General features: G+C 65.5%; 15 protein-coding genes. All 15 read left to right on the forward strand.

Going from position 1 to position 6587, the window contains the following annotated elements; genetic code table 11:
• On the forward strand, window positions 1–71 hold a 71-nt coding region (locus VAE53_RS09845; RefSeq protein ID WP_322817986.1), incomplete at its 5' end, for a hypothetical protein.
• Window positions 72–100: 29 nt separating this feature from the next.
• On the forward strand, window positions 101–409 hold the full coding sequence (rpsJ, locus tag VAE53_RS09850; RefSeq protein WP_322819204.1) for a 30S ribosomal protein S10: 309 nt from the start codon (window positions 101–103) through the stop codon (window positions 407–409).
• 5 nt (window positions 410–414) lie between these two features.
• Complete coding sequence (rplC, locus tag VAE53_RS09855) at window positions 415–1050, forward strand: 50S ribosomal protein L3 (protein WP_322819205.1); 636 nt, start codon at window positions 415–417, stop codon at window positions 1048–1050.
• Window positions 1047–1712 carry a 50S ribosomal protein L4 gene (rplD, locus tag VAE53_RS09860; protein ID WP_322819206.1) on the forward strand — a complete coding sequence of 222 codons (666 nt, stop codon included), beginning with the start codon at window positions 1047–1049 and terminating at the stop codon, window positions 1710–1712. The genes rplC and rplD overlap by 4 nt, the downstream gene beginning before the upstream one ends.
• Complete coding sequence (rplW, locus tag VAE53_RS09865) at window positions 1712–2008, forward strand: 50S ribosomal protein L23 (protein WP_322819207.1); 297 nt, start codon at window positions 1712–1714, stop codon at window positions 2006–2008. Before rplD ends, rplW begins: the two co-directional genes overlap by 1 nt.
• 3 nt (window positions 2009–2011) lie before the next feature.
• Window positions 2012–2839, forward strand: coding sequence for a 50S ribosomal protein L2 (gene rplB / locus VAE53_RS09870; protein WP_322819208.1), 828 nt, complete (start codon window positions 2012–2014; stop codon window positions 2837–2839).
• Window positions 2840–2853: 14 nt separating this feature from the next.
• Window positions 2854–3141, forward strand: a complete 288-nt coding sequence (rpsS, locus tag VAE53_RS09875) for a 30S ribosomal protein S19 (RefSeq protein ID WP_270057163.1) — start codon at window positions 2854–2856, stop codon at window positions 3139–3141.
• 2 nt (window positions 3142–3143) lie between these two features.
• Entirely contained in the window at window positions 3144–3482 is a 339-nt protein-coding gene (rplV, locus tag VAE53_RS09880; RefSeq protein ID WP_322819209.1) for a 50S ribosomal protein L22, read from the forward strand.
• A gap of 3 nt (window positions 3483–3485) precedes the next feature.
• Window positions 3486–4256: a 30S ribosomal protein S3 gene (rpsC, locus tag VAE53_RS09885; protein WP_369294047.1), complete on the forward strand. Its 771-nt coding sequence runs from the start codon at window positions 3486–3488 to the stop codon at window positions 4254–4256.
• A complete protein-coding gene (gene rplP / locus VAE53_RS09890) occupies window positions 4256–4675 on the forward strand; it encodes a 50S ribosomal protein L16 (protein WP_322819210.1) in 420 nt (139 codons plus the stop codon). The genes rpsC and rplP overlap by 1 nt, the downstream gene beginning before the upstream one ends.
• A gap of 1 nt (window position 4676) precedes the next feature.
• Window positions 4677–4904, forward strand: coding sequence for a 50S ribosomal protein L29 (gene rpmC, locus VAE53_RS09895; protein WP_322819211.1), 228 nt, complete (start codon window positions 4677–4679; stop codon window positions 4902–4904).
• Complete coding sequence (gene rpsQ / locus VAE53_RS09900; RefSeq protein WP_322819212.1) at window positions 4897–5226, forward strand: 30S ribosomal protein S17; 330 nt, start codon at window positions 4897–4899, stop codon at window positions 5224–5226. Before rpmC ends, rpsQ begins: the two co-directional genes overlap by 8 nt.
• Window positions 5223–5594 (forward strand): 50S ribosomal protein L14, encoded by a 372-nt coding sequence (gene rplN, locus VAE53_RS09905; protein WP_322819213.1) that lies wholly within the window; start codon window positions 5223–5225, stop codon window positions 5592–5594. The genes rpsQ and rplN overlap by 4 nt, the downstream gene beginning before the upstream one ends.
• Window positions 5594–5911: a 50S ribosomal protein L24 gene (gene rplX / locus VAE53_RS09910; protein WP_322819214.1), complete on the forward strand. Its 318-nt coding sequence runs from the start codon at window positions 5594–5596 to the stop codon at window positions 5909–5911. Before rplN ends, rplX begins: the two co-directional genes overlap by 1 nt.
• The gene (rplE, locus tag VAE53_RS09915) at window positions 5911–6456 is read left to right on the forward strand and encodes a 50S ribosomal protein L5 (RefSeq protein ID WP_322819215.1); all 546 of its coding nucleotides are present in this window, start codon (window positions 5911–5913) and stop codon (window positions 6454–6456) included. Before rplX ends, rplE begins: the two co-directional genes overlap by 1 nt.
• Window positions 6457–6587: the final 131 nt, after the last annotated feature.

A 6587-nucleotide genomic window follows, 5' to 3' on the forward strand; every position in this document is an offset into this window, starting at 1 on the left:
GCCTCCGCTTCGCCATCCGCGAAGGCGGCCGCACCGTCGGCGCCGGCGTCGTCACCAAAATCCTCGCCTGAGGCACAGGACACCCGAGGGGACCGGCACCATGGCACGACAACAAATCCGCATCAAGCTCAAAGCCTACGACCACCGCCTGCTCGACCAGTCGGCGCGGCAGATCGTCGAGGCCGCCGAGCGGACTGGCGCCGCCGTCGCCGGGCCCGTCCCGCTCCCGACCGCCATCGAAAAATTCACCGTCATCCGCGGCCCCCACATCCACAAAGACGGCCGCGAACAATTCGAAATCCGCACCCACAAACGCCTCATCGACATCATCGAGCCCACCTCCAAAACCGTCGACACCCTCATGCGGCTCCAGCTCCCCAGCGGAGTCGACATCGAGATCAAACTGTAACCGCCATGACCATCGAAGGAATGCTTGGCCGCAAACTGGGAACCACCCAGGTCTTCGACGCCCAGGGCAGACTGCGCGGCGTCACCGCCGTCGAAGTCGGACCCTGCTACGTCACCCACATCCGCACCCCCGAAAAAGACGGCTACACCGCCATCCAAGTGGGCTACCAAGAAGACCGCCGCCTCAATCGCCCCGAAACAGGCCACCTCCGCGCCGCCGGCGGACTCAAACTCCGCCACCTCGCCGAATTCCCCACCGACGGCACCACCACCTACACCCTCGGCGACCGCCTCGGCGTCGAACTCTTCGAAATCGGCAGCCTCGTCGACATCACCGGCACCTCCAAAGGCCGCGGCTACCAAGGCGGCGTCAAACGACACGGCTTCCGCGGCGGCCCCCGCACCCACGGCCAGAGCGACCGCCACCGCGCACCCGGCTCCATCGGCTCCGGCACCACCCCCGGCCGCGTCCTCAAAGGCACCCGCATGGCCGGCCACATGGGCGCCCAACGCGTCACCATCCGCAACCTCGAAATCGTCACCCGAAACGACGAAGCCGGCATCATCTTCATCGCCGGCTCCGTCCCCGGCCCCAAAGGCGGCCTCGTCCGAATCCGCAAAGCGAGGAAGGTATCGAAATGAAACTCCCCGTCTTCGATACCACCGGCAACCGCATCCGCGAGATCGACGCCGCCGATGAAGTCTTCGCCATCGAACCCAACGGCGCCGTCCTCCACCAAGCCTACGTCGCCCAGATGGCCAACCGGCGCGCCGGCCTCGCCAACACCAAGCGCCGCGGCGAAGTGCGCGGCTCCACCGCCAAAATTCGCCGCCAAAAAGGCCTCGGTCGCTCCCGCCAAGGCTCCATCCGCGCCCCCCACCACGTCGGCGGCGGCTCCGCCCATGGCCCCAAACCCCACAGCTTCGCCCTTCAGCTTCCCCGCACCATGAAGCGGCTCGCCCTCCGCTCCGCCCTCAGCAACCACGCCCTCAACGGCAGCCTCATCGTCGTCCAAGACCTCACCACCACCGACGGCAAAACCCGCACCGTCCAGGCCATCCTCGATGCCCTCCACATCCAGCGGCGCACCCTCGTCGTCAGCGGCCAACACGAACCCGCCCTCGCCCGCGCCGCCCGCAACATCCAAAACGTCAAAGCCCTGCCCGCTCAGAACCTCAACGTCGTCGACCTCCTCAACGCCCACCACATCGTCATGAGCGAAGACGCCGTCCGCAAATGCGAAACCCTTTGGGGCGGCGTCAACATCAAACCGCAGCGCGGTCGCACCCGGGAGGCAGTCTAATGCCGAACGAACTCCACCCCTACGCCGTCCTCATCCGGCCCATCATCACCGAAAAATCCACCATCCTCGCCGGCCAAGACAAATACGTCTTCGAAGTCGACCCGCGCGCCAACAAAACCCAAATCAAAGAAGCCGTCCAGCTCGCCTTCAACGTCCGCGTCGCCGACGTCAACACCATCACCATCAAAGGCAAGCCGCGCCGCTTCGGGCGCCGCATCGTCCACCGGCCCAACTGGAAAAAAGCCATCGTCACGCTCGTCCCGGGCGACAAAATCGAACTCTTCGAGGGGGTCTAGGCCATGCCCATCAAGCAGTACAAGCCAACCTCCCCCGGCCGGCGCAACGCCACCGGCGCCACCTTCACCGAAATCACCAAAGAGCGACCAGAAAAAACCCTCGTCGTCTCCCTGCGCAAAAAAGCCGCCGGCCGCAACAACCAAGGCCGCATCACCGTCCGCCACCGCGGCGGCGGCCACCGACGGCTCTACCGCATCATCGATTGGAAACGCGAAAAACACGGCATCCCCGCCCGGGTCATCGCCATCGAATACGACCCCAACCGGACAGCCCGCATCGCCCTCCTCCAATACGCCGACGGCGAAAAACGGTACATCCTCGCCCCCAACGGACTCACCGTCGGCGCCACCCTCATGAGCGGCCCCGACGCCGAAGTCCGCGTCGGCAACGCCCTCCCCCTCGCCAACATGCCCACCGGCACCCAAATCCACAACATCGAGCTCACCCCCGGCAAAGGCGGGCAGCTCGTCCGGAGCGCCGGAGCCGCCGCCCAGCTCATGGCCAAAGAAGGCGAATACGCCCTCATCCGCCTCCCCTCTGGCGAAATGCGGCGCGTCCGCATCCACTGCATGGCCACCGTTGGCCAGGTCGGCAACCTCGAACACTCCCTCATCAAACTCGGCAAAGCCGGCCGCAGCCGCCACCGCGGCCGCCGGCCCGAAGTCCGCGGCGCCGTCATGAACCCCCGCGACCATCCCCACGGCGGCGGCGAAGGCCGCGCACCCGTCGGAATGCCCGGGCCCAAAACCCCATGGGGCAAACCCGCCCTCGGCTACCGCACCCGCAACAACAAGCGCACCGACAAATACATCGTGCGGCGCCGGTCGTAAAAGAGGAGCACGACATGTCCCGTTCCACCAAAAAAGGACCGTTCGTCCACCCCTCGCTCGAAAAAAAGGTCATGGCCATGCGGAACGCCCAGAACCGCACCGTCATCAAGACCTGGTCGCGCGCCTCCACCATCCTCCCCGAAATGATCGGGCTCACCATCGCCGTCCATGACGGCCGGCGACACGTCCCCGTCTTCATCACCGAAAACATGGTCGGCCACAAACTCGGCGAATTCGCCCCCACCCGCACCTTCCGCGGCCACGTCGCCAAGAGCGACAAACAGAGCAAGGTCAGGCGCTAACCATGGAAGTCCGAGCAGTCACCCGCGGCATGCCCGCCTCACCCCGCAAAGTGCGCCTCATCCTCGAGCGCCTGCCCGGCCTTACCGTCGATCAGGCCCTCGCCCTCCTGCGCTACGTCCCCTCGCCCCACGCCCGCACCATCTCCAAGACCGTCCTCTCCGCCGCCGCCAACGCCGAAAACAACTTCAACCTCGACGTCGACGAACTCTACATCAAACGCGCCTATGCCGACGAAGGGCGCACCCTCAAGCGCTTCCGGCCCCGCTCCCGCGGGCGCGTCAGCCCCATCCTCAAGCGCTCCAGCCACATCACCATCATCCTCGACCAGAGGGAGGCCTAGCCCATGGGCCAGAAAGTCCACCCCCACGGCTTCCGCCTCGGCATCCTCTACGACTGGGAATCGAAGTGGTTCGCCGACCGCGATTACACCCAAAAGCTCCACCAGGACCTCGAACTCCGCACCTACATCCTGCGTGAGCTCCGCGAAGCCGCCATCAGCCGCATCGAAATCGACCGGAACGCCAACCTCACCACCGTCACCATCCACACCGCCAAGCCCGGCATCGTCATCGGCCGCGGCGGCCAAAAAGTCGAAGAACTCCGCACCGCCCTCGAGCAATTCACCGGCGGACGCGTCCGCGTCAACATCCAAGAAATCCGCGTCCCCGAACTCGACGCCTACCTCGTCGCCCGCTCCGTCGCCGACCAACTCGAGCGGCGCGTCGCCTTCCGCCGCGCCATCAAACAAGCCGTCCAACGGACCATGCAGCGCGGCGCCCGCGGATGCCGCATCACCATCTCCGGCCGCCTCGGCGGCGCCGAAATGTCCCGGCGCGAAAGCGAAACCCAAGGCCGCGTCCCCCGCCATACCCTCCGCGCCGACATCGACTACGGCCTCGCAGAAGCACTCACCACCTTCGGCACCATCGGCGTCAAAGTCTGGATCTACAAAGGCGACGTCCTCCCCCAGCGCCCCGAGCGCATCACCGAAGAGCCCGAGCCCGAGCCCGTCGCCGCCATCAGCCGCCCCGCCGAGCCCGAAGGCCCAGCTCACACCGCCATCTCCATGGAACAGCAAGCCGCCGTCCGCGAATCCACCGAGGGGGCCAACTGATGCTGCAGCCTCGCCGCGTCAAACACCGCAAACAGCACCGAGGACGCATGCAAGGTGCCGCCCAGGCCGGCAACTACATCGCCTTCGGCGAATGGGGCCTCCAGGCCCAAGGCGCCGCCTGGATCGACGCCCGCCACATCGAAAGCGCCCGCCGCGCCATCACCCACGAAATGAAGCGCGGCGGCAAAGTCTGGATCCGCATCTTCCCCGACAAACCCGTCACCGCCAAACCCGCCGAAACCCGCATGGGCTCCGGCAAAGGCGCACCCGACCGCTGGGTCGCCGTCGTCAAACCCAACCGCATCATGTTCGAAGTCGCCGGCGTCCCCGAACACATCGCCCGCGAAGCCCTCCGCCTCGCCGCCCACAAACTCCCCGTCCCCACCAAAATCGTCCAGCGCGAAGAAGCGGTGATCTGACATGGCCAAAAAAGCCCAAGACTACCGACAGCTCGACGATGCCCGGCTCGACCACGAAATCAACGAAGCCTACCGGGCACTCTTCACCCTCCGCTTCCAGCACGCCTCCCGGCAACTCCAAAACTACCGGGCCCTCCGCGACGCCCGCCGCACCATCGCCCGGCTACGAACCATCAAACGCGAACGCCAGCTACAAGCACTCGCCGAACAGGAGCAAGCCCATGGGTAGCAAACGCATCCTCCAGGGCACCGTCGTATCCGACAAAATGGACAAAACCGTCGTCGTCGCCGTCGAACGCCGGAAAACCCACCGCCTCTACCACAAAGTCGTCACCGTCACCGGCCGCTACAAAGCCCACGACGAAAACAACCAGTGCCGGCTCGGCGACATCGTCCGCATCGAAGAATGCCGCCCACTCTCCCGCGAAAAACGCTGGCGCGTCATCCAGATCGTCGCCCGCGGCGACGTCGCCGAAATCGCACCCGAAACCATCGGCCGCGACATCGAAACCACCACCCAGATCGCGCCCAAAGCGGAGGTGAACGCGTGATCCAGCAGGAGACCCGCCTCAAAGTTGCCGACAACTCCGGCGCGCGCTCCCTCCTCTGCATCCGCGTCCTCGGCGGGAGCAAACGTCGCTACGCCCGCCCCGGCGACATCATCGTCGCCTCCGTCAAATCCGCCCAACCCCACGCCAACGTCAAAAAAGGCGACGTCGTCAAAGCCGTCGTCGTCCGCGTCGCCAAAGAATACGGACGCCCCGACGGCTCCTACATCCGCTTCGACGACAACGCCGCCGTCCTCCTCGCCAACGACGGCGAAAACCCCCGCGGCACCCGCATCTTCGGGCCCGTCGCCCGCGAACTGCGCGACCGCAACTTCATGAAAATCATCTCCCTCGCGCCGGAGGTCCTCTAATGCCGGCCAAAATCAAAAAAGGCGACCGCGTCGTCGTCATCGCCGGCAAAGACCGCGGCAAACGCGGCACCGTCCGGCAAATCCTCACCAAACACCAACGCGTCATCGTCGAAGGCGTCAACATCATCAAAAAACACCAGCGCGCCCGGCAGCCCGGCCAGGCATCACAAATCATCGAACGCGAAGCACCCATCCACATCAGCAACGTCATGCTGATCGACCCCAACACCGACCAGCCCACCCGCGTCACCTTCCGGCGACGCGAAGACGGCACCCTCGTACGCGTCGGAAAACGCAGCGGAGAGGACATCGAATAATGCCGCCCCGCCTCAAACACAAATACCAACAAGAAGTCGCGCCAGCCCTGCAACAACAGTTCGGCTACCGCAACATCATGCAAATACCCCGCATCACCAAAATCGCCGTCAACGTCGGCCTCGGCGAAGCCCTCCAGGACGCCAACGCCCTCGACCGGGCCACCGAACAGATCGCCGCCATCACCGGCCAAAAGCCCATCGTCACCCGCGCCAAACGCTCCATTGCCAACTTCCGCCTCCGCGCCGGCAACCCCATCGGCGTCGCCGCCACCCTCCGCGGCGACCGCATGTGGGAATTCCTCGATAGGCTCGTCGCCGCCGCCCTGCCCCGCATCCGCGACTTCCAGGGCCTCAACCCCAACGCCTTCGACGGCCGCGGCAACTACAGCCTCGGCCTCCGCGAACAACTCATCTTCCCCGAAGTCGACTACGACCGCGTCGACAAAGTCCGCGGCCTCCAAGTCACCATCGTCACCACCGCCAAAACCGACGAAGAAGCGCGCCGGCTCCTCGAACTCATGGGCCTGCCCTTCAGAAAAAACTAGGAGAACCGCGATGGCATCCAAAGGCATCGTCAACCGCGACCTCCGCCGCCGCCAGCTCAACGAAAAGTACGCCGGCAAGCGCGCAGCCATCAAAGCCGAACTCAAAAAAGCCTGGGGCGACCCCCAACGCG

The organism is Tepidiforma sp., assembly GCF_034432735.1.
Lineage (GTDB): Bacteria > Chloroflexota > Dehalococcoidia > Tepidiformales > Tepidiformaceae > Tepidiforma.